Genomic DNA, 22393 nt, shown 5'->3' with positions numbered 1-22393 from the left:
TCAGTCGACCGCCTGTCGCATCCGCGGGTCGAGCGCGTCGCGCATCCCGTCGCCGAGGAGGTTGAAACCCAGCACCGTGATCGCGAGCAGCAGGCCGGGGAAGAACGACCACCACCACTCGCCGGTGAGGAGCCCCTGGCTGACGCCGTTCGAGAGCATCAGCCCCCAGGATGGCGTGCCGGGGCCCGCGCCGAAGCCGAGGAACGACAGCGCCGCGAGGTCGATGATCGCGAGGCCGAAGTTCAAGGTGCTCTGGACGGTGATCGGCGCGAGGCAGTTCGGCAGGACGTGTCTGACGAGCACCCGCGGGTCCCGCGCGCCGAGGGCGACCGTCGCGTCGATGTACTCGTCCTCCATCACCTTCAGCGCCGCCCCGCGGACGACGCGGGCGAACCGCGGCGTGTAGACGAGCGTCAGCGCCGCCACCGCGCGCCACAGCCCCAGGTCGTCGGGGAAGATGGCGACGAGCGCCAGCGCGAGGAGCAGCGACGGGAACGCGAGCAGCACGTCCATCGAGCGCATGATCACGTTGTCCGTCACGTCGCCGTAGTAGGCGGCGACGACGCCGAGTCCGACCCCGAGGGCCGTCGAGACGCCGACGGTGATCGTCCCGTACTTCATCGCCAGCCACGCCCCGTAGAGGCTCCGCGCGAAGATGTCGCGCGCCTGGATGTCGGTGCCGAACGGGTGCGCGGCGCTGGGCGCCGCGAGGCTCGGGTTCGTCCCGATCCGCGTCGCGCGGAGCGCTTCGACGCTCGGGGCGAACCCGAGCGCCGCCCCGACGCGGGCGTACAGCGCGACGGCGACCACGCCGGCGATGAGCAGCAGGCCGGCGAGCGCGAGCCGATTCGACAGGAAGTCGGAGAGGAACGGCGACGCCCGAAGGCGGGCCAGGAGGCCGCGTCCCGCGCGCCGTTCCGTGGTTTTCGTTTCCGTGCTCATTGGTCGATCCTCGGGTCGAGGTACGAGTAGGTGACGTCGACGCCCAGGTTCACGACGGTGAACAGGAGCGCGAACACGAGGACGGTCCCCTGCACGAGCGGGTAGTCGCCGACCTCGATGGCCCGAACGAGGAGCGTTCCGATGCCGCCGATGCCGAACACCGTCTCGGTGAGGACGGCCCCGCCGAGCAGCGTCCCGAACTGGATGCCGATGACCGTGACCACCGGGATCATCGCGTTCCGGAAGCCGTGTTTCATCACGGTGATCTTCGCTCCCTGGCCCTTGGCGCGGGCGGTCCGCATGTAGTCCTGCCTGACGACCTCCAGCATCGACGAGCGCATCATCCGGGAGATGAGCGCCATGGAGTAGACCCCGATGACGGCCGCCGGCAGGAGCATGTGCGAGACGGCCGAGCGGAACGGCGCGAAGTCGCCCGCGGAGACGCCCAGAACGAGCGTGTCGACGGTGATGAGGCCCGTCACGACCGGCACGTCGTAGGCCGAGGCGATGCGCCCGGTCGCGGGCAGGAGGTCGAGCGACTGTGCGAACAGCAGGATGAGGAGCGGTCCGCTCCAGAAGATGGGCACGCTGATGCCGGCCAGCGCGCCGACGCGCGTGAGGTGGTCGGTGAGCGAGTCCTGCTTGACCGCGCTCACGAGGCCGAGGGGGATGCCGAGCAGGATGCCGATGAACTGGCCGTAGATGGCGAGTTCGAGCGTGACGGGCAGCCGCGCGCGCAGCACCCGCAGCACGGGCGTCCCCTTCCGGACGATGTACGAGTCGCCGAGGTTCAGGGTGACGAGGTCGCCGAGGAACCGGGCGTACTGGACCCAGATCGGGTCGTTCAGGCCGAGCTCCGCGCGGACCAGCGCGACCTGCTCGGCGGTCGCTCGCTGGCCCGCGATGACGCGAGCGGGGTCGCCGGGACTCAGGTGCAGGATGGCGAACACGAACGTCGCCACCCCGAACAGCACCGGGACCAGGAGCAGCAGCCGCTTGAGGACGAAGCGTTTCGAAACCATGTGCTGAACGGCGTGGGGGAGGTTACCGCAGTTCGACGCGGTTCAGGAACGGCCCGCCGATGGGCGCGAGCGTGAAGCCGCTGACCCGGTTCCCGACGCCGCGGAGCTCCTTGGCGTGGTCGATGAACACCCAGGGCGCTTCCTCGTGTGCGATCTCGGCGGCCCGCCTGTACTTCTGTTCGCGCGCGCCGGTCTCGTAGGTGGTCTGCGCCTCCTCGACGGTCTTCATGAACTCGGTGTTCGCCCAGGCGGCGACGTCGAGCGTGTTGAACCCCTCGGTATCGAAGCCGACCCAGTCCTGCCCCTCGGGGACGTCCTCGACCGAGACGCCGGGGTGCAGGAGCGAGTAGTAGAAGTTGTCCGGGTCGCCGTTGTCGGTCATCCAGCCGAGGAAGCAGGCGTCGTGCTTGCCGGAGTCGGTGTAGTCGAGGAACGGGTTGAACGACTGCTGGTTGATGCTGACGTCGATGCCGATCTCGTCGAGGTTCGATTTGACGGTCTGCGCCGCCTGAAGCGGCGAGGGGTTGTACGCGCGGGGGTTCTTGAACGTCGCCAGCTCGAAGCTGAACCCGTCTTCGTAGCCCGCCTCCGAGAGGAGCTGTTTCGCCTTCTCGACGTCCCGCGGGTACGGGTCGAGGTTCTCGTTGTACCCCATCACGTTGCTCGGGATGGGCTGGCTCGCCCGCTCGGCGATGCCCTTGAACACCGTCTCGACGATCGCCTTCGTGTCGACGGCGTGGCTGATGGCCTGCCGGACGCGCTTGTCCCGGAAGGCTTCGACCTTCGCCATGTTGAACGCCATGTACCCGACGTTGATCCCCTTCGCCTCGACGAGCTTCGCCTCCGAGGAGTTCTCGACCACCTTCGCGGCCTGCGCGCCGATGCCGTCGATGACGTCCGCGCCGCCGCTGTCGAGCGTCTGCGCGCGGCTCGTGTTGTCCCCGACGGCGGTGAAGACGACCTCGTCGACCTTCGGCGCGTCGCCCCAGTAGTCCCCGTTGGCGGACAGCCGGATGCGCTGGTTCGACTGATCCCAGCCCTCGAACGAGAACGCGCCGGTACCCACCGGCTCGCTCTTGAGCTTCGTCCCCTTCTCCTCGATGGCCTTCTTCGAGAGGATGCTGGCGGCGAACATCGCCAGGTTCCGGAGGAAGGGCGCGTACTTCTGTTTCAGCTGCACGGTCACGGCGTAGTCGCCGTCCTTCGTCACGTCCTCCACCCAGTTACCGAGCGTGAACGGACCGTACGCGGAGACGTAGTCGTCGCCGGGGTAGTGCTCGTACTCGGGGTCGACGAAGCGCCGGTACGTGGCGATCACGTCGTCCGCCGTGAACTCCTCGCCGTCGTGGAACGTCACGCCCTCGCGGAGCTTCAGCGTGGTCGTCGTCCCTTCGAGGTTGTAGTCGATCGCCAGTCCCGCCCGGAGGGAGGTCTCGCCGGGCTTGAACATGACGAGCTGGTCGTAGATCTGGTTCGTGACCTTCACGTCCTCGCCGCTCGTCGTGTTCTGCGGGTCGAGAGTGCCCGAATCGTTACCGCGGGCGTAGGTCAGGACGTTGTTCCCGTTCCCGCCTCCGCCGTCGCCGCCGCCGGAGCCGTCGTCCTCCGGCTCCGCGGCGCAGCCGGCGAGCGTCGACGCCGCCGCCGCGCCGCCGACCGCCTTCAACAGACTCCGCCTGCCAACAGTATACTCGCGTGGCATACTTTGCCATAATCGAAAGTCCCCGTAAAGATATCGATGTTCGAACGTGACCGATAACCGATTCGAACGCGAGCGACGACCGATCAGTCGTCCCCGTCGACGAGGTGGCACGCCGCCGGGTGGGCGTCGTCCCCGAGTTCGGGGCGAGCCCGCTCGCAGACGCTCTCGAAGCGCCCCCGCAGCGTCTCGGCGGCGGCGTCCCACTCGCCGGCCGCGACGGACGCGAGCGCGTCGTCGACGACGGCGCGGTTCTCCCCGGTCGGCGGCGTCTCGAAGAAGCGCTCGCGGAGCGCCGCGACCACGGGCGCGCTGTCGTCGCGACGGATCGCCGAGCGGCGGTCGCGGTCCGTCGAGGAGGTCGAGGCGGTCCCGCCGTCGGTCGCGGTTGCGGGCTCCGCCCGATCGGCGTCGGCCGGGAGCGTCTCCCGGACCGCCTCGACGTCGATGGCGCGCTCCTCGACGCGCTCGCGGAGCGTCATGATCTCGCGGTAGGTGGGCTGATCGACGTCGACGTCGGCCGGCGGGATCACCCGCGGACAGCGCGTCCGGAACCGGCAGCCCGACGGCGGGTCGATCGGCGAGGGGACGTCACCCCGGAGGATGACCCGGTCCCGATCGGCGGTCGGATCCGGTTCGGGGATGGCCGACAGGAGCGCCCGCGTGTAGGGATGCTTCGGCGCGTCGAACAGCTCCTCGGTGTCCGCGACCTCGACGATCTCGCCGAGGTACATGACGGCGACGCGGTCGCAGATGTGTCTGACGACGGAGAGGTCGTGGGCGATGAACAGGTAGGTGAGGCCGAACTCCTCCTGGAGGTCCTCCAGCAGGTTCAGGATCTGCGCCTGGACGGACACGTCGAGCGCCGACACCGGCTCGTCGCAGACGATGAGGTCGGGGTCGACCGCCAGCGCCCGGGCGATGCCGACGCGCTGGCGCTGCCCGCCCGACAGCTCGTGGGGGTACCGATCCCGCTGGTTCGGGTCGAGGCCGACGGCCTCGAGGAGTTCGGTGACGCGCTCGCGGCGCTGTTCGCGCCGGGAGGTGCCCGCCGGCGGCCCCTCCGCCGGCAGATCGTGGATCTTCAGCGGCTCGACCAGGATCGCCTCGACGGTCATCCGCGGATCGAGGCTCGACATCGGATCCTGGAAGATCATCTGCAGGTCGCGGCGCTTCTCGCGCAGCGCCGCCCCCGAGAGGTCGGCCAGGTCCTCGCCGGCGAACACCACGCGGCCGGCGGTCGGATCGAGCAGGCGGAGCAGCGTCCGGCCGGTCGTAGACTTGCCGCAGCCGGATTCGCCGACCAGGCCGAGCGTCTCGCCCTCGTACACCGTCAGGTCGACACCGTCGACCGCCTTCACGCTCTCGTCGTCGAAGCCGAGCCACTCGTCGAGCAGGCCGTCGGCCCGCGAGAAGTGCTTCTTCAGGCCTGACGCCTCCAGGAGCGGCCCGCCGATCTCGTGCTCGCCGATCCCGAGGGCCCCGTCGTCGCCGTACTCGCTCGCGTCGAACGAGTCGAGGACGCACTTGGCCCGGTGGTTCGCGCTCGCCGGGCCGTGCTGCCGGAACGGGATCTCGCCCTCGCGGCACTCCGGCTTCGCCCAGGGGCAGCGCGGGGCGAAGTGGCACCCGGGGGGCATGTCGACGAGGTCCGGGACGTTCCCCTCGATCGGCGTGAGCCGCTCTCTGTCCTCGGTCGGGATTGATTCGAGCAGGGTGTAGGTGTAGGGGTGCGAGGGGTTCGAAAAGATCTCCTCGACCGCCCCCTCCTCGACGATCTCGCCGGCGTACATGACGGCGACGCGGTCGCACGTCTCCGCGACCACGCCGAGGTCGTGCGTGATGAAGAGCACCGACATGCCGAGTTCGTCCTGCAGTTCGTTTATCAGATCGAGGATCTGCGCCTGGATCGTCACGTCGAGCGCGGTCGTCGGCTCGTCGGCGATGAGCAGCCGCGGGCGGCAGGCGAGCGCGATGGCGATGAGCACGCGCTGGCGCATCCCGCCGGAGAACTCGTGGGGGTACTCCTCGACGCGCGAGGCGGGCTCGGGGATGCCGACCTCCGAGAGCACCTCGACGGTCCGGTCGAGCACCTCCTCGTCGACTCCGCGCCCGAGTTTCGGGAGGAGTTCGCGGACGCCGTTGAGCCAGCCGTCCCTCCGCCGGCCGCCGTACTGGTGGAGGCGGAGGCTCTCCGCGACCTGCTCGCCGACGGTGAGCGCGGGGTTCAGCGAGGTCATCGGGTCCTGGAAGATCATGCTCATCTCGCCGCCGCGGATCGACCTGAGCGCCTCCTCCGGCGCCGCGGTGAGGTCGATCCGGTCGCCGTCGACGAACGCGGGGTCGCCGTAGCGGTCGCGGAACTCGGCCGCGAGGCCGGGCGCTCGGAGCGTCACCTCGCCGCCGACGACCTCGCCCGGATCGTCGACGAGCCCCATCGTCGAGAGGGCGGTGACGCTCTTGCCCGAGCCGGACTCGCCGACGAGCCCGACCGTCTCGCCCTCGCGGATCGCGAGGTCGACGCCGTCGACCGCCTTCACGCGCCCCCGTTCGGTGGCGAACTGCGTCCGCAGTCCGGAGATGGAGAGCAAGTCAGACATTGCCCCGACATCGCGGCCATCCCCCGATATATCTTTTCACATTCGGTCGGTGCAATGACTGCCCCATCTGTTTGGTTTAAAACCAACGCCGGGTCCGGAGAAAACGCTCGCGCGGCGGAGGAACGGTTCGACCGTCGGAACGGGTTCGGCCGTCGGAGAAGTTGTCCGGCCGACGGGACGCGGCGTTCGGGTCCCGAAGGGAACGTTTTTCACGTGGGTGGCGACCAAGAGAGGGTATGGACGGTCACCCACTGTCCGGCGCGCTGGAGATCTGGGAGGGCGTCGTGGAGGACGCGGCGGCGACGGCCGCGGCGCTCAGAGAGGAGGGGTGGGAGGCGCTCGAACTCCACCCGGGCGACGTGACGCCCCTCCCGCCGCCGACCGCGACCGACGGCGGGGACGGCGAGTTCGGCCTGGACGTGCTGGTTCCGGGCGACGAGTTCGACGCCGTCGCGTCGTTCGTCGGGGAGACGTCGTTCGACGAGTACGAGGTGTACCGGGCGCGGGAGGGGGGCGTCGTCTTCCTCCTGCTCGTGATGAAGGCGGCGGCGTCGAAGCGCGCGGTGCTCGTTCCGCTGTACTACGCCGTCCACGACGCGCGGCCGATGCTCGACCGCGCGCGGGAGGAGGGACGGATGCGGACGGTCGTGCGGCCGCTCTCGGACGACCGCCGGGTCGTGTTCACGCAGGAGGAGCCCGCGCGCCTGTTCCCGGACTGATCGGCGGGGGCGTCAGACCTCGTGGGTGTGCCCGCAGTTGGGGCACTCGACCTCCTCGCTCCTGAGCGCCGCGCTGGACTGTCGGACCTCGCGCATCACGCTGGAGATGCGCTCCTCGGCGGCCAGCTCCTCGTCCACGGAGAGGTCGACCCCCTCGACTTCGAGCAGGAACTTCGCGATCTCGGTCACCTCGTACATCATCTCGTCGAGTTCCTCCGCCGTGAAGAAGCCGCACATCGCGCCGTAGAGGAACGTCGCCCCCGCCTTCTTCACCTTCCCTTCGAACGAGGAGCGCGCCTGGTTCACCGCCTGCGGCGTGTACGTGTCCGTCATGAAGGGGACGAGGCGGGGGAGGTTCTCGCCGATCTTCGTCATCTCCACGCCCGTCTCCGTCCGGAAGTCGGCGCAGAGCCGGGCGATGGCCCACTCGCGCGCCGTGATGTACGTCCGGTCGCGGAGGAAGCCGTTGACGCGGTCGTACTGCGCCCCGTCCATCTTCTTGAACCGCTCGTACTTTCGAACGTCGTCGGGGACCGATTGGCGGGGCGAGTCCCCCGGCGACGCCTCCTCGGCCCCGTCGGCCGCGTCCGACTCGACGTCGTCGCCGCCCTCGACGCGGTGCGCCGTCTCGTCCTCACTGACCTCGGCGGTGTTTCCTACCGCCTCGTCCTCACTGACCTCGGCGGCGTCCGATGCCGCCTCGTCCTCACTGACCGCCTTTCGGTCTGTCGCGTCAGCCGCCTCCTCGCGCGCCGAGTCCGGCGTCGTCGCGGGGTCGTCTGCCATATTGTCCCTTTTCATGTCGGACCCAAAAGGCTGTCGCGCGCGGCCCGATCGGGGGCTCAGCGCCGCCGCGTCGCCGTCGACAGTCGCGGCCGCGGACCGTTCCACGGGAAACTATTTTTTCCCGCGACTCCGACTGGCCGCCCATGAAGGTACTGCTGGGGATCGGGGGAAGCGAGGACTCCGTCCGCGCGCTCGAACAGACCGTCGAGCGCGCGAGGGCGGCGGACGACGACCTCACTGTCGCCATCGTGGAGAACCCGAACGCGGACGCGACGCCGGATGAGATCGAAGACCGCGTCCGGGGGGTGCTGACCGACGCCGACCTGGACGCCGAGGTCCGACACGTCGCGGGGGATCCCGGAAGCCGGCTGGTCGACATCGCGGAGGAAGAGGGGTTCGACCAGATCACCCTCGGCGGCGGCGAGACCAGCCCGATGGGGAAGATCAAGATCGGGAGCATCGCCGAGTTCGTGCTGCTCAACTCGCACGTGACGGTGAAGCTGGTACGGTGACATGAGCCGCGACCGAATCTATCCCGACGAGCCCTCGGGACCGTTCCCGGAGCCGCCGCTGTCGTTCGAGGACCGCGACGGCCGCGAGATCGAGATCGTCCCGCTGGATCCGGCGGGCGACGACCGCGAAGCGCTGGTGGAGATGTACCTGCAGTTCGATCCCGCGGACCGCGCGCAGGGCATCCCGCCCGGACAGGAGCGACGCATCCGCGACTGGCTCGACACGATTCTCGACGACGACTGCCTGAACGTCGTCGCTTGGCACGGCGACGAGGTGGCCGGGCACGCGACGCTCGTCCCCGACGAGGGCGCGTACGAACTCGCCATCTTCGTCCTCCAGCGGTACCAGGAGGCGGGGATCGGAACCCAGCTCATGCGGGCGCTGCTCGGCTACGGCGCGTCCCACGGCGTCGAGAAGGTCTGGCTCACGGTCGAACGCTGGAACCGCGCGGCGGTCGGGCTGTACAAGAAGATCGGGTTCGAGACCAGCGACGCCGAGAGCTTCGAACTGGAGATGACGATCCGGCTCAGGTGACGACCGAAGGCACGGGACGGGCGCGGAGAACCGCACCCGGTCCGAACCTCGGAGGGGCAAGACATATCGTTTGTGGTGTGCGTAACGAATTTGGATAGCCCGGCGCGCGGTGTTCGAGGAGACGGGATCGGCCCTCCGTCCCGGGGTCGAAACGGCGCGACGCGTCCGCGGGCGACGCGCTCGTCACACAGACAGCACCGGCTGGCTCGCGTAGAGGAGCACGTACTCCGCCGCGCGTTCGAGCACGTCGCCGGTGTCGTCCGTCACCGCCTCGCGCGGCACGACGACGAAGTCGGCGTCCAGCTCCTCGGCCGTGTCGAGCACGACGCTCCCCGGGTGGCGGGCCTTGACCTTCGTCGAGAAGCCGTACGCCGTGGAGGTAGTGAGCCGCACGCCCCGGTCGCCGGCGATCCCTTCGGCGGTTTCGATGAACGACTCGCCCTCCGCGGCGACCTCCTCCTCGTCGACGACGCCGGTTTCGATCGCGCGGACGATCTCCTCGCCGAGCACGTACACCGCGTGGACCTCTGCGCCGTACTCGGCGGCGAGGGCGACGGCGTACTCGACGGCCGTCTCGGACTCCTCGCTCCCGTCGACCGGGACGAGCACGAGGTCGAGTTCGAGCGGAACTGTCATATCGACCCCTCTGCGGGCAAACGGCAAAAAGCTCCCTCCGGCTCCGGCGCGCCCGGGACCGTCACCGAGATTTATGCCGCGTCGCGGCGAACGCCGCCGTATGTTCGAACAGATCGTCATCGCGACCGACGGCTCGAAGAGCGTCGGCCGGGCCGTCCGAGTGGCGCTCGACCTGGCGGAGCGGTTCGACTCCGAGGTCCACGCGCTGTACGTCGTCGACACGGGAGAGGTGGAGTCGTCGCCGGAGCGGGTCCGCGGTCAGCTGCGCGACGCGCTCCGCGAACAGGGCGAGGAGGCGCTCGACCGGGTGCGCGAGGAGACGGACCGGTCGGTGACAACCGCGGTCCGCGAGGGCCGGCCCGCGGCGGAGATCGGAAGCTACGCCCGGGAGGTCGACGCCGACGTGGTCGCCACGGGCACGCGGGGGCGGCACGGCGAGAACCGCTTTCTCATCGGGAGCGTCGCGGAGCGCGTCGTCCGGACCTGTCCGGTCCCGGTGCTGACGGTGCGGCAGCTTTCGGAGAGCGAAGGGGCGTCGGCGTCGTAGGCCGGCCCCGCGGTGCGTCGACGGCGACCGCGAGCGCCGCCTCGCCCGCGTATTCCGCGTCTCGGTCCGCCGCCGCGGGAGGCCCGGAGTAGGCCGCGGCGGCCCGGCGGCGATAGCCGGAGTTTTCACCGCCGATCCCCTCGGGCCGGTATGGAAGACGAACTCATCGACGGCGATCGGCTGTCGCTCTCGCGGAAGTCGGTACTGCCCGGCGCGGGCTTTTTCTACCCGGACTCGCTCGACGAGGAGTACGCCGAGCGGCGGACGAAGGAGGCGGTCGAGGGGGCGGAGGTGGTGGTGATCGCCGACTCCGACGCGGACGGCCTCGGGTGCGTGGCGCTGATCCGCGAGGCGTACGACGCCGCGCTCGACGCGGCGTCCTTCGAGGAGTCGATCGCGGAGCGCCTCGCGGGCGACGAACTGCTCGGGGGACCGGACGCCGGGAGCGGGAGCGGCGGAACGGACGAGGAAGATGGGAGTGACGGGGAGCGCGGCGGAGGCGAGGCGGACGACGAAGGGGGGGAGGAACCCGCGGAACCGGACTCCCCCGTCGCCCTCGTCGGCGCGGGCCCCCACAGTCTCCCCGACGCGCTCGAACGCGTCGCGGAGTACGCCGATCCCGGCGCGGACGCCTACGTCTGCGACCTCTCCCCGGACCGCTACGAGGACGTCGGCGAGTCGCTCGAAGCGCTCGTCCGGCGCGCCTCGCGGGTCCGCTGGTTCGACCACCACCAGTGGGACGACGAGGTGGCGGCGGCGGTCCGCGGGGCGGGCGTCGACCTCGTCGTCGGCGACTCCGACGAGGAGTGTTCGACGGACGTGACGCTCCGGTCGCTCGACTACGACTTCGACGACCGGTTCCGCGAACTCGCGGCCGTCACCCGCGACCACGACCTCTGGCTGCGCGAGGACCCCCGGAGCGACGACCTCGCGGACTACGCCTACTGGGCCGATCCGGAGGAGTACGTCACCATCGTCGGCCGGTACGGGGCGGACCTCCCCGAGCCGGTCGAGGAGTACGTCGCGGCGCGCCGCGTCGAGAAGGAGCAACTCGTGGAGCGTGCGGTCGAGCGCGCCGAGATGAAGGCGGTCGGCCCCTGGACCGTGGGTGTCACCTACGGCCGGTGCTCGCAGAACGAGGTCGCGGAGGCGCTCCGGGAGCGCGGTTCCGACGCCGCGGTGATCGTCAAGCCCGCCGGAAGCGCGTCGATCCGGGGGTCCGACGGGTTCGAGCGCTGCCACGAGGTCGCGGCGCAGGTGAACGGCGGCGGCCACCCCAAGGCGGCGGGGTGCAAGCCCGGCATCTACGACGACATGCTGGACTACGCCCACCACTGGACGACGCAGGGATCGGCGGCGAAGCGCGTGATCTTAGCGGCGTTCGAGCGGCTGGCCGAGGATGAGACTGCGGAGGGCGAAATCGAAGCGGACGAGGACGACGGCGACGGAGACGAGGACACCGAAGGGATCGAGACGGACCGGTAGTCGACTGGTTGGCTGACCGCCTCGGACGGCGAACTGGTCCGCTTTCGGACGAAAGTACATATACGCAGAATCGAGTACACAGACACACAGATGGGGAGCAAGACGATCAGCGTCAAAGATGAGACGTACCGCCGGTTGGCGCGCGAAAAGCGCGAGGGGGAGAGTTTCAGCGACGTGATCGACAGGCTCGTCGGCGCGAATCCCGGCGACAATCCGCTCCGAGAACTCGTCGGCCTGGCCGACGAGGAGGAGATCAAAGCGATCCGGGAGGCGTCCGACGAATTCCGGAACGATCTCGACGAACAGTTCGATCGGAGAGGGACGTAGATGGTGCTGCTCGATTCGTGTTTTCTCATCGGTCTGTCCGCCGAGGACGGAGGCGCGATCGCCAAACTCGACGAGTTCGACTGGCGGGACGCGTCGATATCGGCGCTCAGCGTGACCGAGGTCGGCGTCGGCCTGTCCGATTCGAAGCGCGAGCGCTTCGAGGAGATCACAGAGCGGGTCGACGTGCTCCCGTACGGGTACGTCGAGGCTCGCCGCGCCCTGACCGAACAGCGTCGGCTCCGGGATCGAGGCGAGCAGATCGGAACGGTGGACCTGCTGATCGCGGCGACCGCGATCGAGGCGAACAAGCCGGTCGTGACGCGCAACGTCTCGGAGTTTCAGCGGACGAACGCCAGGGTGACGCCGTACTGACCCCGGCGCCGGTTCACCGCTCTCCCGCGATCCACCGATCGGAGTACGCCGTCCCGCACTCGCACTGCGCGTAGGCGTGGATCACGTCACCCTCGGCGTAGATACCGCCGATCTCCTCGTTCCGCTCTTCGGCGAAGGCGAAGACGAACTTCACGGAGTGGTTCTCGCCCGGTTCCGCCTCCGGGCACTCCCCGCCGCCGAGATCCGGGTCGATCTCGCCCTCGGTTCCCATCGCCCCCTGGGCGAACCGCATGGCGTCCGTGCCGGTGCCGGCGGCGAACATCTGCCGCCCCTCGTCGCCGGGGACGACGAGCACCACGCCGTTTTCGACGTCCTCGCCGTAGTTGGCGATCTTGCCCTGTTCGTCGAGGTACTCGTGGGTCAGAAACAGCGCGACGTCGTCGGGGCGGTCGCCCGCGAGGAACTCCCGTAGCTTGCTCATGGGGAGAGTGGGCGATCGAACGGTAAAAAGCGCCTGATCGCGTGGTGATTCGACGACGGAGGCGGCTACGACCCGCCGCTCTCCTCGTCGAGCGACCGGGCGATCGAGGCCAGGGACTCGTTCGGCTTCTCCGTGACGGTGTACACGGTTCGTTTGCCGGGGACGCGAACGCCGTAGAGGAATCCGGGGACGATCTCGTCGACCTCGACGCTGGAGCCGAGCGATCGACCCGTCTCCTCGGCCCACTCGACGAGACGATTGGTCGCCCCGCCGGGTTCGCGCGCGAGGCGGCGGTTGTCGTACGCGCCGCGGATCACGAGGCCGTTCGCGTCCTCGCTCACGCGGGCGTGGTGCTGCTCGCCGCTCAGGGCGAGCCGGACGATCTCGCCGGGGTCGAGCGACAGCCCGGCGTCCGCGGGAACGCGGAGGCAGGGTCGGCGGGTGCCGCCGCTGCGCGCGAGCGTTCCGCGGACGGTCGCGACGGAGGGGTGATCACTGGGGACGCGTTCGGGCATGAGATGGAATGGGAACGAAGACGGTAGTCGGGCGGGCCGGTCCTATTCGTCGGCTTCCTCGTCGCCCTCGCCGAGCGCGGCGGCCACGTCGCCGTCGCCCTCGACGACTTTGACGTTGAGCTGGGCGATCTCGTCGCTGATCTCGCGGCCGCGGACGGTGACGCGCTTGCGCTCGCCCTCGCGAGACGGCTTGTACCCGACGCCGCCCTCGAGGAGGACCTTCTTCAGGTTCGGTCCGGCGACGTCCGCGCGCATCGGTCGGCCGGTGGCGTCCGAGCCGCCCGTGATTTCGAGCGTGAAGCCGCTCAGACCGACGGCGCTGCCGTCGACCTCGTCGCCGATCTCTCGGCCGAGGAAGCGATTCGCGTCCTGTCCCTCCACGTCGCGCTGGTAGCTCGCCCCGGTCTCGGGATCGGAGACGACGACTTTGAAATCTGCCATGGGGGGAACGAAACGGTCGGCGATAAAAAGTACGTCGAAACCGTCCGTCGCGGGTATCGGCGTTACTGACGGAGTGTCGCAAAGAGGGCGTCGAGCGGGGAAAAGAGCCGCTGACCCTCGGCGAAGTGCGTCGCGGCGATCCGAGACGACGAGAGCGCTACTCAGAACCCCTCCTCCCACCGGAACCGCCCGTTCCGCTGGACGACCTCGCCGTCGACCTCGACGCGCGAGTTCTCGCTCACGTCGGTGATCAGATCCACGTGGACCGCCGACCGGTTGCCCTCCTCGCCCTCCGGGAGGCAGGCGTCGTACGCCCGGCCGACCGCGAGGTGGATCGTGTCGCCCATCTTCTCGTCGAAGAGGACGTTGTCCGTGAAGCGATCGATGCCGCGGTTCGTGCCGACGCCGAGTTCGCCGAGGCGTCGTGCGCCCTCGTCGGTGTCGAGGAGGTCCGCCAGGACGTCCTCGTTCTGCCCGGCGGCGAAGTCGACGACCTCGCCGCCCTCGAAAGAGAGCCGGACGTCCCGGACGCGCTTGCCGGAGATCGTCATCGGCACGTCGAAGAACGCGGTTCCCTCCGCCGCGTAGGGGGCGGTGAACACCTCGCCCGAGGGGAGGTTGTGCGAGTCGTAGGCGACCGAGGCCGCGCTGTTGACCGCCGTCCGCCCCTCGATGGACATGGTCACGTCGGTGCGCCGCGACGGCCCTGAGCCGCCGTCGCCGTCGGGGTCCTCCTTCACGATCCGGACCTCGCTGCCCGCGTCGAGAATCTCCTTCAGCTTCGCCATCTCCCCGGCGAGCGACTCCCAGTCGCGGAGGACGGCCTCGTAGACGAAGTCCCGGTACTCCTCGTAGGCCATGCCGGCACGCTGGGCGAGCGCCCGGGTCGGGTGGACCGTCGACACCCAGTCGGTCGCCATGCGGGCCTCGCGGGCGCCTTCCGTCGCCCGCGCGAGCGCCTGCCGCTTCTCGCCGGGCACGTCGGCGGTCGCGGCGGCGTTGCGGCCGCCGCCGAGAAAGAGCACGCTGTCGGCGTTCCGGTACAGCGCGAGTTCGTGCGCCGGATCCTCGTCGAAGTCGCCGTCGTGGGCGCGGAGGTAGGCCCGAGTCACCTCGTCGGAGGCGTAGCCGGACACGACGTTCGCGCCGCGCTCGCCCAGCTTTTCCGCGACCGCGACGGCGAGGTCGTGCGCGCCCTCCGCGACCTGGAGGACCACGTTGTCGCCGGGTTCGATTCGCGCGCTCCAGTCGACGAGCACCGCGGCGTGCTCGCGGGTTCGGGGGTCCATACCTGCGTCTCGGCGGGAGCGAGGAAAACCGCGACGGTATGGCTCCCCGCGCCCGGAGCGGGGCGAAGAACTCCGGGACGACTCGGATCGGGTCCGCGTTCACCCCCCGCCGCCGCGGTCGAACAGCGAAAGCGCCGTTTCGAGATCCCGACCGAGCCGGACGAGCGCGTCTTCGAGGGTCACGACGCCCGCGAACGAGCCGGCCTCGTCGACGACGACGGCCCGGCGCTCGCCCGTCGCCTCGAACTCCGCGAGGAGCATCGAGAGGTCGCCGGTCGCGGGGACCGCGAGCGGCTCCTCGACGAGGTCGGCCGCGGTTTTCGCGTCGAGGTCCTCGCCGGCGACGTAGGCGCGTCCGACGTCCGCCGGGGTGAGGAGGCCGATGGGCCGCTGTTCGTCGAGGACCGCGACGAACGGGAGGTCGCTCTCGCGCATCGCGGCGGCGATGTCCCCGACGGCGGTCTCGGGGGACGCCGTCACGGCGTCCGTGCGCATGATGTCGCTGAGGGGCATAGCGCCCGGTATCTAGGCGCGGAACGCATCTAAACGCAGCGCCTGCAAACCCAAGTTCCGCGCGTCGAACGGGCGCGAGAGACCGGCGGGTGGTTCCGAGGAGGCGACGTTTCGAGGCGAGATGACGGCGAGTCGGAACGGGATGGGCGAGTCGGAACGAGACGACGGCGGGACGGAGGAAGACGATAGCGGTTCGAAGCGAGACCGAGGGAGCTTGCCGAGCGCGAACCACAACCCCTACCATCCCGCCCGAGAACCGTCGCCCATGCAGCTGGGCGTCATCGGACTCGGACGGATGGGACAGATCGTCGTCGACCGCGTCCTCGCGGCGGGCCACGATGTCGTGGCGTTCGACCTCTCGGCGGAGGCGGTCGCGGCGGCCGCCGACGCGGGCGCGGAGCCCGCCGAGTCGGTTTCGGATCTGGCATCGCGACTGGGCGACGAAAAGCGGATCTGGCTCATGGTGCCGGCGGGCGACGCCGTGGACGCGACGATGGAGGCGCTCGAACCCCACCTGACGGGCGACGACGTCGTCGTCGACGGCGGCAACTCCCACTTCGAGGAGTCGGTGCGCCGGGCCGGCGAGACGGCCGCCGCGTACCTCGACTGCGGCACCAGCGGCGGCCCGGCCGGGGCGGAGCTCGGCTTCTCGCTCATGATCGGCGGCCCCGAGTGGGCCTACGAGGAGATGGTGCCGGTGTTCGACGCCGTCGCGACCGGGCCGGACGGCCACGACCGGATGGGGCCCGCCGGATCTGGCCACTACGTGAAGATGGTCCACAACGGCGTCGAGTACGCGCTGATGCAGGCGTACGGCGAGGGGTTCGACCTGCTGGCGAACGGGCGATACGACCTCGACCTCGAAGCGGTCGCGCGCACCTGGAACAACGGCGCGGTCATCCGGTCGTGGCTCCTCGAACTGTGCGAGGAGGCGTTCCGCGAAGAGGGCGCGGACCTCGGCGACGTGGCGGACTACGTGGCCGGCGGCTCGACGGGTACCTGGACGGTCCGGGAGGCGCTGGCGCAGGAGGTTCCGGTGCCGCTCATCTACCAGGCGCTCGCCGAGCGCTTCGGCAGCCGGACGGCGGGACGGTTCTCCCGACGGCTCGCCAACCGGCTCCGGTACGGCTTCGGCCGGCACGAGGTCGCCCGGGAGGAGTAGCGCGGAGCGGCGATCAGCGTGACGTTCTCGGAACGACGGCTGAACCTCGGAGTCGGTGTCGCATCGACGGAATCACAACTGTTGTAAACCAGCATTCCGTAGCCACCGCCATGGTAGACCTACTGGGAATCGGATTGGGCGCCGCGCTGACGCTCTTCGCCGTCGCCCTGCACTACTCGAAGGGGACGGGGTGGACCCCGACGCAGGACATCTCCCAGGAGATCCTCGAACAGCGGGCCGCGACCGTCGCCGAGACGGACTTCCCCGAACCGATGAACCGCTCGATCGGCGGGGGGGCGGTCGCCGCGGGCGCGGTCGCCGGCGGCGAGGGCGGCGAACTCGAAGAGGGCGGCGCAGAGGAGGAAGCGGCCGGCGGCAGTCCCGCCGACATCCCCGAGGACGAGATCGAGTACTACGAAGTCGAGTTCGTCAAGGAGGGCGAGACGATCGAGCTCGCCAACAACCAGACGATCCTCGAACAGGGCGAAGAGCACGGCTGGGACCTCCCCTACGCGTGCCGACAGGGACAGTGCGTCTCCTGCGCCGGCCGGATCACCGACGGTCCCGCCGAGGACTACGTCGTCCACGACAACCAGCAGATGCTCGACGAGGGCGAGCTCGACGACGGCTACACTCTGACCTGCGTGGCGTACCCGCGCGCCAGCTTCTCCATCGAGACGGGCGAAGCGCCGTAAGCCGGCGGTTCGCGCCGCACCGATCCGTCCCGACGTTCTCTTTCGCCCGGCCGACCGATCCGACGGTTCCCGATCCGTCCCGGTGTACCGTGCGATCCGCCGTGCTATTCGTTCCCGCGAATACCGGCCAACCGGGGCCGGTTCCGACGCGTTCAAACCGCGGCCTTCCGTCAGTTCGCCTCTGTGTCCGACGCCCCGAACCGTCCCGACTCGCTGACCGACGGCGACCTCGCGCGGCCGATGCTCGCGCTCGCGTGGCCGATCATCGCCACGGAGCTGCTGCAGGTCGCGTACAACCTCGCGGACACGCTCTGGCTCGGCCGCCTCTCGACCGACGCGGTCGCCGCGATCAGCCTCGCCTTCCCGCTCATCTTCCTGCTGATCTCCGTGGGCGGGGGGTTCACCGTCGCCGGGAGCACGCTCGTCGCGCAGTACACCGGCGCGAGGAGCGAGGCGTCCGCGGGGACGGTCGCCGGCCAGACGCTCGCGTTCATCACGGCCATCGCCGTCGCCGTCGGCCTGCTCGGCTTTCTCTTCACGGACGCCATGCTCGGGATCCTCCCGAGTTCCCCGGCGACGGCCGGCCAGGTCGTGCCCCTCGCGGGCGACTACATGCGGGTGTTCTTCCTCGGGCTGCCGTTCCTGTTCGGCTTCTTCGTCTTCTCGGCGCTCATGCGCGGCTACGGCAATACCCGCGCGCCGATGCGCGTGATGTTCGTCAGCGTCGTCATCAACGTCCTGATCGACCCGATCTTCATCTTCGGGTTCGAGGGCAACCCGCTGTTCGAGTACCTCGCGCTCGGCTCGCTGGAAGGAGCGCTGTACGGGATCACGGGCTTCGCGGGCCTCGGCGTCGAGGGTGCCGCGCTGGCGACCGTGCTCTCCCGCGGGATCGCGACCGCACTCGGGATCTACATCCTGTTCGGAACGAGCGCCGGGCCGGACGTGGCGCTCTCGGACTTCCGGCCGCAGTTCGCGTTCGTCCGGGAGATCGTCCGGATCGGCGTGCCGAGCGCGATCGAGCAGTCCGCGACCGCGCTGGGCTTCATCACGCTGACCGCGATGGTCGTCACGTTCCGCCCGGAGGTCGTCGCGGCCTACGGGCTGGGGAACCGGCTCACCTCGCTCGTGTTCCTGCCGGCGCTCGGGCTCGGCCGGGCGACGAACACGATCGTCGGGCAGAACCTCGGCGCCGGGAAGCCCGACAGGGCGGACAGAGCCGTCCGGCTCGCCGCCAAAGTCGGCGCGGGCGTGATGCTCCTCGTCGCCGTCGTCGCGTACCTGTTCGCGGAGCCCGTCGTCGGCGTCTTCATCGGGACCGGCACGGCGTCGGCCGCCGACACCGTGGCGCTCGGCGCGGAGTACCTCCGAATCCGCGCGTTCGAGTTCGGCTTCATCGGCGTGCTGCAGGTCGTCCTCGGGGCGTACCGCGGCGCGGGCAACACGAAGACCGCGCTGGCCTTCTCGCTCCTGGCGCTCTGGCTCGGACGGGTGCCGATCGTCTACGTCCTCGCGTTCGTCGCCGGCCTCGGGGAGACGGGCATCTGGATCGGGATGGCCGCCGGGCAGATCATCGGCGCGGTCGCCGCCGCGGCCTGGTTCACCCGAGGAACGTGGAAGGAGGCGGTGATCGACCGTCCGGGCGTCGGCGGAGAGATCGCGGATTCGAGGACGGAGGATTGAACGCGCAACGGTGGCGATCGGCGGCGGAGAACATAACCGTTAAGCGGGGGAGTCGTGTACGGGAAGGAGAGAGCGCGTAGCTCAGTGGACAGAGTGCTTGGTTCCGGACCAAGTTGTCGCGGGTTCAAATCCCGTCGCGCTCGTCCCCTCGTTTCTCACTTCGGATTCAACACACCGCGTCGAGGCGGTTATCAATCCTCTCGCCGACCGGATACGTGAGTTGAACCCCTCGCGGGTTCGCGGTGCCCGCCGTTGCGCGGTACTCGCTGTCGGCGACGATCGCCGCGTCCGCTTTCGAGCGGCCGATCGACACCGCCCGGCCGCAATGACCAAATGCGACCGGGTAGAATTGTGTAGTATGGGGTATACTCTGACTAAGCGAGTGGACGAAGATTTCGACGAGGTCGTCGAAGCGACGATCGGCGCGCTCGAGGGCCAGGGGTTCGGCGTCCTCTGCGACATCGACGTTCGAGCGACGCTGAAGGAGAAACTCGACGAGGAGTTCCGCCGGTACCGAATTCTCGGCGCGTGCAACCCGCAGTTAGCGCACGAGGGGTTGACCGAGGAGATCGAACTGGGCGCCTTACTCCCCTGTAACCTCGTCGTGTACGAGTCGGACGACGGCGTCGTCGTGAGCGCCGTCGATCCGGCCGAACTCGTGGGCGTCGCGGACAACCCCGCTCTCGACTCGATCGCCGACGAGGTGCACGAGCGCTTCGAACGAGTTCTCGCCGACCTGTAGCGCGCCCGGCCGACGCTTCGGAGGCGACGAAACGGATCCTGATTCGGGGACGCGCCCCCACCGTCGGCCTCGGATCTCCGTTGAAGTGTGAGGTAATCCCATTATCGAACAAAACAGTGAGCGTCCCGTTTCGTCCCCTCGTGATCGTCCTCGGCGACTTCATCTGCGGAATCGGTCGAGAAAGCGTAACCAGCGGTACGCCGTGCCACACATCGTGACGAAGGCGTCTGCTACAATTCGAGGGCGAACTCGGAGGCCGGGACGGAGGCGGCGGGCCAAACTGTTTGGGCCGAGCCCCTATTCCGCCAGCGGTCCTTCGGACAGGTTACGACACATGAAGCGGGAATACCCTGCGAACCCGTCTCCGCCGCGGGTGACCGACGGATACCGACGTTCCGACATCGACGGCTCCGCCGACTCGCGCGTCACGGCGGCGATCGACGACACCGAGGACGGCGAGCTGCTCGTCCTCGCGGGCGAGACGCGCGACGGGGCGTGGATCGCGACCGCGATCGAAGCGGGTTGCGCGCTCGACGAGTGGAGGTAGTTTTCGATGACCGAGGCGATATCGACGACGCTGCCGAACTACAGCCAGATCCAGAAAGCGCTCGAGGAACTGAACGCGACCGTGACGGTTCACCGCCAGGAGCAACTGCCGCAGCCGGCCGATTACTGAGCGGCAGTCCGGTCGACGCCGGGGTTTGATCCGGACTTCGAACTAGGTACCTCGATCCGACAGGCGAAGGCGACGGCGCGGCGACTGCCGAGTTCGTCCGGAAAAATCGAGAGAAGGCGCGGCCTCAGTACCTCGAAGGGAGGTACGCCATCGCGAGGAGGAGCACGGCGGTGATGCCGCACAGCGCGATGATGCTCCAGAGGCTGTTGAGGAGCTGGTGGTGCTGAGCGATGTCCTGGTTCTGCGCCTTGTAGCTCTGGAAGTCCTGCGTCAGGACGACCGTCTGGTTGTTCGGGAAGTGGACGAGGTACTCCTGCCCGTCGAGGTTCACTCGCCCGCCCTCCGACAGTTCCGCGGTGCTCGTCCGCGGCCCGGTCCAGGTGACGGTGACGCTCTCCGCCGTCACGTTCTCGACCGTGGACTGGTTGCCCTGGTAGTTCAACGAGTCCCCCTCGCTGTACCGCTGGGTCTGCGGGTCGGGGAAGTACTCGTCGGCGGGGACGAGCGTGGTGTCGTTCCCGTTCTGGACGACGACGTACTTCTGCCCGTCGCGGGTGATAGTCTCGTTGTCGGCGTTCGGATCGTTCTGGAGGACCTGCGACTCGTTGATCTCCTCCTGGAGGGTGAAGGAGTTCGGATTCGACTGGTTCGGGATCAGGACACGGTACGACTCGTTCGTCTGGTTGTTCAGCGTGACCGTGCTGTTGTTCTCCCAGGTCGCGTTGTACTCAGCCGACTGGATCGTCCAGGTGATCTCGCCCGAGCGGGTCAGCTCGCCGCCGCCCCCGCCGTGGCCGCCCCCGCTACTCTCCATGGACGCCTCGATGCTGGACACGGTGTACTGCTGTTGTTGCCCTTCGACGGTGAACGACTCGTTCTGCGACAGCCTGTAATCCGGGTTCTCGAAGGAGATCTCCGGCTCCTGCGCGGTCGCGATGAGCGAGTACGACGCCGCACCGATGACGAGGAAGAGCACGGCGTAGATGGCCGCAGCGCGTCGTTGCATACGTTGGGCAATGGCTACCCGCCGTATAACGATTACTTTTCCGAAACCGAGCGCCGGAGTGAGTCCGCCTCGCCCTCCTCGCCCGTTTACCTCACTCCACTGCGCAGCGTTCTCCTCGATCGGAAGCGCAGCCTGACGGCTCTGAGACGTCGAGTTGCTCGGAAATGAGAGCCAAGGGCCGGATTTGAACCGGCGATGGGCGGCTCTGCAGGCCGCTGCGTTCGGCCGGACTCTGCCACCTTGGCGCAGATACCTCTACTGGTGTCTGCCGCTTAAGCCTAGCGTTTCCGAGCAACGACGCGAGGTCGACGCGTCACGCGCGCGATCGCGTCGCGACACAGCCACCGCTCTCGGAGGACGGACCGAGCGACGCGCGATGGGCGTCGCTCACGAGGATGAGTGAAGTATGAGTGGGAGGCGGCGAACCGGTGTTCCCAGAGGCTCGCGCACTCCAGTACTTGCCGGTACGCAGACGGGCTTAACTTCCGTGTTCGGGATGGGTACGGGTGTGACCCCGCCGCTCTGGCCGCCTTAACGCCGACCCGCGGAATCGAACCGCGGTTACGTGACACCAGCGTCGGTCGGTCCGTTCGACCGTAATGAACGCGCAATCCAGTTAACGCCTGAACCCGCTTCACGGGTGTGAAGTCGATGACGTATGAATGGTGGCTCGGTCTGTTAGTGCTCGCGGGCTGAACGCCTCGTTGCCTCGGCGCGTACACCCCGAGTCTATCGAACCCGTCTTCTACGGGTGACCTCACCGGTACCTCTTTTCCATGTGGGTTTCGAGCTTAGATGCGTTCAGCTCTTACCCCGTGTCGCGTGGCTGCCCGGCGTGTGCCCTCTCGGACAACCGGTACACCAGTGGCGACCACTCGTAGTTCCTCTCGTACTATACGAGCGTTCACGTCAGGTACCTTGCACCCCCAATAGATAGCAGCCGACCTGTCTCACGACGGTCTAAACCCAGCTCACGACCTCCTTTAATAGGCGAACAACCTCACCCTTGCCTGCTTCTGCACAGGCAGGATGGAGGGAACCGACATC

General features: G+C 68.8%; 25 protein-coding genes, 2 tRNA genes and 2 rRNA genes. 14 read left to right on the top strand and 15 right to left on the bottom strand.

What is annotated here, in order from left to right; translation table 11 throughout:
• The 4 genes from CNO20_RS00150 to CNO20_RS00135 form a co-directional block, all read right to left on the bottom strand.
• Complete coding sequence (locus tag CNO20_RS00150) at positions 1 to 942, bottom strand: ABC transporter permease (RefSeq protein ID WP_101294032.1); 942 nt, start codon at positions 940 to 942, stop codon at positions 1 to 3.
• Positions 939 to 1964 (bottom strand): ABC transporter permease, encoded by a 1026-nt coding sequence (locus tag CNO20_RS00145; protein WP_101294031.1) that lies wholly within the window; start codon positions 1962 to 1964, stop codon positions 939 to 941. The genes CNO20_RS00150 and CNO20_RS00145 overlap by 4 nt, the downstream gene beginning before the upstream one ends.
• A 22-nt stretch (positions 1965 to 1986) precedes the next feature.
• Positions 1987 to 3666: an ABC transporter substrate-binding protein gene (locus CNO20_RS00140; RefSeq protein ID WP_101294030.1), complete on the bottom strand. Its 1680-nt coding sequence runs from the start codon at positions 3664 to 3666 to the stop codon at positions 1987 to 1989.
• An 83-nt stretch (positions 3667 to 3749) separates the two neighbouring features.
• Positions 3750 to 6263, bottom strand: a complete 2514-nt coding sequence (locus CNO20_RS00135; RefSeq protein WP_101294029.1) for an ABC transporter ATP-binding protein — start codon at positions 6261 to 6263, stop codon at positions 3750 to 3752.
• A 236-nt stretch (positions 6264 to 6499) separates the two neighbouring features.
• Between CNO20_RS00135 and CNO20_RS00130 the strand changes: the two genes are divergently transcribed.
• Positions 6500 to 6982 (top strand): DUF7529 family protein, encoded by a 483-nt coding sequence (locus CNO20_RS00130; protein ID WP_101294028.1) that lies wholly within the window; start codon positions 6500 to 6502, stop codon positions 6980 to 6982.
• 12 nt (positions 6983 to 6994) lie between these two features.
• Here CNO20_RS00130 and CNO20_RS00125 read toward each other — a convergent pair whose 3' ends face one another.
• Complete coding sequence (locus CNO20_RS00125) at positions 6995 to 7768, bottom strand: DUF5806 family protein (protein ID WP_101294027.1); 774 nt, start codon at positions 7766 to 7768, stop codon at positions 6995 to 6997.
• A gap of 143 nt (positions 7769 to 7911) precedes the next feature.
• Between CNO20_RS00125 and CNO20_RS00120 the strand changes: the two genes are divergently transcribed.
• Entirely contained in the window at positions 7912 to 8280 is a 369-nt protein-coding gene (locus tag CNO20_RS00120) for a universal stress protein (RefSeq protein WP_101294026.1), read from the top strand.
• Between the two features lies 1 nt (position 8281).
• Entirely contained in the window at positions 8282 to 8815 is a 534-nt protein-coding gene (locus tag CNO20_RS00115) for a GNAT family N-acetyltransferase (protein WP_101294025.1), read from the top strand.
• 183 nt (positions 8816 to 8998) lie between these two features.
• Here CNO20_RS00115 and CNO20_RS00110 read toward each other — a convergent pair whose 3' ends face one another.
• Complete coding sequence (locus tag CNO20_RS00110; RefSeq protein WP_101294024.1) at positions 8999 to 9451, bottom strand: universal stress protein; 453 nt, start codon at positions 9449 to 9451, stop codon at positions 8999 to 9001.
• Positions 9452 to 9551: 100 nt separating this feature from the next.
• Here CNO20_RS00110 and CNO20_RS00105 point away from each other — a divergent pair, with 100 nt between their 5' ends.
• The 4 genes from CNO20_RS00105 to CNO20_RS00090 all read left to right on the top strand — a co-directional run bounded on the left by CNO20_RS00105 (position 9552) and on the right by CNO20_RS00090 (position 12182).
• Positions 9552 to 9998 carry a universal stress protein gene (locus CNO20_RS00105; protein WP_101294023.1) on the top strand — a complete coding sequence of 149 codons (447 nt, stop codon included), beginning with the start codon at positions 9552 to 9554 and terminating at the stop codon, positions 9996 to 9998.
• A gap of 150 nt (positions 9999 to 10148) precedes the next feature.
• On the top strand, positions 10149 to 11483 hold the full coding sequence (locus CNO20_RS00100) for a DHH family phosphoesterase (protein ID WP_101294022.1): 1335 nt from the start codon (positions 10149 to 10151) through the stop codon (positions 11481 to 11483).
• A 90-nt stretch (positions 11484 to 11573) separates the two neighbouring features.
• A complete protein-coding gene (locus tag CNO20_RS00095) occupies positions 11574 to 11810 on the top strand; it encodes an antitoxin VapB family protein (RefSeq protein ID WP_101294021.1) in 237 nt (78 codons plus the stop codon).
• Positions 11811 to 12182, top strand: a complete 372-nt coding sequence (locus tag CNO20_RS00090; protein ID WP_101294020.1) for a type II toxin-antitoxin system VapC family toxin — start codon at positions 11811 to 11813, stop codon at positions 12180 to 12182.
• Positions 12183 to 12195: 13 nt separating this feature from the next.
• On the opposite strand, the gene CNO20_RS00085 is transcribed toward CNO20_RS00090, so the two are convergent.
• The 5 genes from CNO20_RS00085 to CNO20_RS00065 all read right to left on the bottom strand — a co-directional run bounded on the left by CNO20_RS00085 (position 12196) and on the right by CNO20_RS00065 (position 15382).
• Positions 12196 to 12624 carry a DUF5807 family protein gene (locus CNO20_RS00085; RefSeq protein WP_101294019.1) on the bottom strand — a complete coding sequence of 143 codons (429 nt, stop codon included), beginning with the start codon at positions 12622 to 12624 and terminating at the stop codon, positions 12196 to 12198.
• 65 nt (positions 12625 to 12689) lie between these two features.
• Positions 12690 to 13139 carry a DUF7112 family protein gene (locus CNO20_RS00080; protein WP_101294018.1) on the bottom strand — a complete coding sequence of 150 codons (450 nt, stop codon included), beginning with the start codon at positions 13137 to 13139 and terminating at the stop codon, positions 12690 to 12692.
• Positions 13140 to 13181: 42 nt separating this feature from the next.
• Entirely contained in the window at positions 13182 to 13580 is a 399-nt protein-coding gene (locus CNO20_RS00075) for a 30S ribosomal protein S6e (RefSeq protein WP_101294017.1), read from the bottom strand.
• Between the two features lie 161 nt (positions 13581 to 13741).
• The gene (locus CNO20_RS00070; protein WP_101294016.1) at positions 13742 to 14869 is read right to left on the bottom strand and encodes an aminopeptidase; all 1128 of its coding nucleotides are present in this window, start codon (positions 14867 to 14869) and stop codon (positions 13742 to 13744) included.
• A 99-nt stretch (positions 14870 to 14968) separates the two neighbouring features.
• A complete protein-coding gene (locus CNO20_RS00065) occupies positions 14969 to 15382 on the bottom strand; it encodes a CBS domain-containing protein (RefSeq protein WP_101294015.1) in 414 nt (137 codons plus the stop codon).
• 265 nt (positions 15383 to 15647) lie between these two features.
• Between CNO20_RS00065 and gnd the strand changes: the two genes are divergently transcribed.
• The 7 genes from gnd to CNO20_RS24005 all read left to right on the top strand — a co-directional run bounded on the left by gnd (position 15648) and on the right by CNO20_RS24005 (position 20340).
• On the top strand, positions 15648 to 16544 hold the full coding sequence (gene gnd / locus CNO20_RS00060) for a phosphogluconate dehydrogenase (NAD(+)-dependent, decarboxylating) (RefSeq protein ID WP_101294958.1): 897 nt from the start codon (positions 15648 to 15650) through the stop codon (positions 16542 to 16544).
• A 110-nt stretch (positions 16545 to 16654) separates the two neighbouring features.
• Positions 16655 to 17239 carry a 2Fe-2S iron-sulfur cluster-binding protein gene (locus CNO20_RS00055; RefSeq protein WP_101294014.1) on the top strand — a complete coding sequence of 195 codons (585 nt, stop codon included), beginning with the start codon at positions 16655 to 16657 and terminating at the stop codon, positions 17237 to 17239.
• A gap of 240 nt (positions 17240 to 17479) precedes the next feature.
• Positions 17480 to 18922, top strand: a complete 1443-nt coding sequence (locus CNO20_RS00050) for an MATE family efflux transporter (protein WP_101294957.1) — start codon at positions 17480 to 17482, stop codon at positions 18920 to 18922.
• Between the two features lie 70 nt (positions 18923 to 18992).
• Positions 18993 to 19065, top strand: a tRNA-Arg gene (locus CNO20_RS00045).
• Positions 19066 to 19304: 239 nt separating this feature from the next.
• Positions 19305 to 19664, top strand: coding sequence for a DUF302 domain-containing protein (locus tag CNO20_RS00040; protein ID WP_158237343.1), 360 nt, complete (start codon positions 19305 to 19307; stop codon positions 19662 to 19664).
• 334 nt (positions 19665 to 19998) lie between these two features.
• On the top strand, positions 19999 to 20211 hold the full coding sequence (locus CNO20_RS00035) for a DUF7556 family protein (RefSeq protein WP_101294012.1): 213 nt from the start codon (positions 19999 to 20001) through the stop codon (positions 20209 to 20211).
• A gap of 6 nt (positions 20212 to 20217) precedes the next feature.
• Complete coding sequence (locus tag CNO20_RS24005; RefSeq protein ID WP_269844108.1) at positions 20218 to 20340, top strand: hypothetical protein; 123 nt, start codon at positions 20218 to 20220, stop codon at positions 20338 to 20340.
• Between the two features lie 124 nt (positions 20341 to 20464).
• On the opposite strand, the gene CNO20_RS00030 is transcribed toward CNO20_RS24005, so the two are convergent.
• From CNO20_RS00030 to CNO20_RS00015, 4 genes are all read right to left on the bottom strand, one after another.
• Entirely contained in the window at positions 20465 to 21346 is an 882-nt protein-coding gene (locus tag CNO20_RS00030) for a hypothetical protein (protein ID WP_101294011.1), read from the bottom strand.
• 169 nt (positions 21347 to 21515) lie between these two features.
• Positions 21516 to 21591, bottom strand: a tRNA-Cys gene (locus tag CNO20_RS00025).
• A gap of 167 nt (positions 21592 to 21758) precedes the next feature.
• A 5S ribosomal RNA gene (gene rrf, locus CNO20_RS00020) occupies positions 21759 to 21880 on the bottom strand.
• Positions 21881 to 22004: 124 nt separating this feature from the next.
• Positions 22005 to 22393 (bottom strand): 23S ribosomal RNA (locus CNO20_RS00015); the annotation flags it as partial.

This window comes from Halegenticoccus soli (assembly GCF_002844195.1).
In the GTDB taxonomy this organism is placed as follows: domain Archaea; phylum Halobacteriota; class Halobacteria; order Halobacteriales; family Haloferacaceae; genus Halegenticoccus; species Halegenticoccus soli.
This window is presented reverse-complemented; position numbering and strand designations above follow the sequence as displayed.

Bases quoted from the DNA above. Each gene is read 5' to 3' on its own strand.
- CNO20_RS00150 (WP_101294032.1), bottom strand. From the start codon at position 942: ATGAGCACGGAAACGAAAACCACGGAACGGCGCGCGGGACGCGGCCTC.
- CNO20_RS00145 (WP_101294031.1), bottom strand. From the start codon at position 1,964: ATGGTTTCGAAACGCTTCGTCCTCAAGCGGCTGCTGCTCCTGGTCCCG.
- CNO20_RS00140 (WP_101294030.1), bottom strand. From the start codon at position 3,666: ATGCCACGCGAGTATACTGTTGGCAGGCGGAGTCTGTTGAAGGCGGTC.
- CNO20_RS00135 (WP_101294029.1), bottom strand. From the start codon at position 6,263: ATGTCTGACTTGCTCTCCATCTCCGGACTGCGGACGCAGTTCGCCACC.
- CNO20_RS00130 (WP_101294028.1), top strand. From the start codon at position 6,500: ATGGACGGTCACCCACTGTCCGGCGCGCTGGAGATCTGGGAGGGCGTC.
- CNO20_RS00125 (WP_101294027.1), bottom strand. From the start codon at position 7,768: ATGGCAGACGACCCCGCGACGACGCCGGACTCGGCGCGCGAGGAGGCG.
- CNO20_RS00120 (WP_101294026.1), top strand. From the start codon at position 7,912: ATGAAGGTACTGCTGGGGATCGGGGGAAGCGAGGACTCCGTCCGCGCG.
- CNO20_RS00115 (WP_101294025.1), top strand. From the start codon at position 8,282: ATGAGCCGCGACCGAATCTATCCCGACGAGCCCTCGGGACCGTTCCCG.
- CNO20_RS00110 (WP_101294024.1), bottom strand. From the start codon at position 9,451: ATGACAGTTCCGCTCGAACTCGACCTCGTGCTCGTCCCGGTCGACGGG.
- CNO20_RS00105 (WP_101294023.1), top strand. From the start codon at position 9,552: ATGTTCGAACAGATCGTCATCGCGACCGACGGCTCGAAGAGCGTCGGC.
- CNO20_RS00100 (WP_101294022.1), top strand. From the start codon at position 10,149: ATGGAAGACGAACTCATCGACGGCGATCGGCTGTCGCTCTCGCGGAAG.
- CNO20_RS00095 (WP_101294021.1), top strand. From the start codon at position 11,574: ATGGGGAGCAAGACGATCAGCGTCAAAGATGAGACGTACCGCCGGTTG.
- CNO20_RS00090 (WP_101294020.1), top strand. From the start codon at position 11,811: ATGGTGCTGCTCGATTCGTGTTTTCTCATCGGTCTGTCCGCCGAGGAC.
- CNO20_RS00085 (WP_101294019.1), bottom strand. From the start codon at position 12,624: ATGAGCAAGCTACGGGAGTTCCTCGCGGGCGACCGCCCCGACGACGTC.
- CNO20_RS00080 (WP_101294018.1), bottom strand. From the start codon at position 13,139: ATGCCCGAACGCGTCCCCAGTGATCACCCCTCCGTCGCGACCGTCCGC.
- CNO20_RS00075 (WP_101294017.1), bottom strand. From the start codon at position 13,580: ATGGCAGATTTCAAAGTCGTCGTCTCCGATCCCGAGACCGGGGCGAGC.
- CNO20_RS00070 (WP_101294016.1), bottom strand. From the start codon at position 14,869: ATGGACCCCCGAACCCGCGAGCACGCCGCGGTGCTCGTCGACTGGAGC.
- CNO20_RS00065 (WP_101294015.1), bottom strand. From the start codon at position 15,382: ATGCCCCTCAGCGACATCATGCGCACGGACGCCGTGACGGCGTCCCCC.
- gnd (WP_101294958.1), top strand. From the start codon at position 15,648: ATGCAGCTGGGCGTCATCGGACTCGGACGGATGGGACAGATCGTCGTC.
- CNO20_RS00055 (WP_101294014.1), top strand. From the start codon at position 16,655: ATGGTAGACCTACTGGGAATCGGATTGGGCGCCGCGCTGACGCTCTTC.
- CNO20_RS00050 (WP_101294957.1), top strand. From the start codon at position 17,480: ATGCTCGCGCTCGCGTGGCCGATCATCGCCACGGAGCTGCTGCAGGTC.
- CNO20_RS00035 (WP_101294012.1), top strand. From the start codon at position 19,999: ATGAAGCGGGAATACCCTGCGAACCCGTCTCCGCCGCGGGTGACCGAC.
- CNO20_RS24005 (WP_269844108.1), top strand. From the start codon at position 20,218: ATGACCGAGGCGATATCGACGACGCTGCCGAACTACAGCCAGATCCAG.
- CNO20_RS00030 (WP_101294011.1), bottom strand. From the start codon at position 21,346: ATGCAACGACGCGCTGCGGCCATCTACGCCGTGCTCTTCCTCGTCATC.